Annotated in this window: 1 protein-coding gene; it reads left to right on the plus strand. The window is 34.8% G+C overall.

Features of this window, described 5'->3' with window-relative positions; translation table 11 throughout:
• Positions 1-11: 11 nt before the first annotated feature.
• Positions 12-515 (plus strand): preprotein translocase subunit SecA (locus QWI17_RS23515; RefSeq protein WP_441294604.1); only part of this gene is annotated, 504 nt, incomplete at its 3' end.

Consider the following 515-nt stretch of genomic DNA (forward strand, 5'->3'; position numbering starts at 1 on the left):
AAATTCTTCAAATGAAAGAAGAATTTTTCCGTGACTTCTCAATCAAATCTGAGCGTATTCATACATTAAGCCAATTGTTAAAAGCATATACATTATTCGAAAAAGACATCGAGTATGTAGTGGTTGAAGGTGAAGTAAAAATCGTTGACGAATCGACAGGTCGTATTATGGATGGTCGTCGTTATTCTGATGGATTGCACCAAGCAATTGAAGCAAAAGAGAATGTAAAAATTGAAGCAGCTACACAAACGTTTGCAACAATTACATTACAAAACTACTTCCGTATGTACAACAAGTTAGGAGGTATGACTGGTACAGCGGAAACTGAGGCAGGTGAGTTCTGGGAAATTTACAAATTAGATGTTGTTTCTATTCCAACAAACCGCCCAATTTTACGTAACGATAAAAATGATATTGTTTTCAAAACAAATCGTGAAAAATATAAAGCAGTAATCGAGGAAATTGTCCGTTTATCTCAAGATGACAAACGTCCAGTTTTAGTTGGTACAACTAAT

This window comes from Gilvimarinus gilvus, assembly GCF_030518155.1.
GTDB classification, from domain to species: Bacteria; Pseudomonadota; Gammaproteobacteria; order Pseudomonadales; family Cellvibrionaceae; genus Gilvimarinus; species Gilvimarinus gilvus.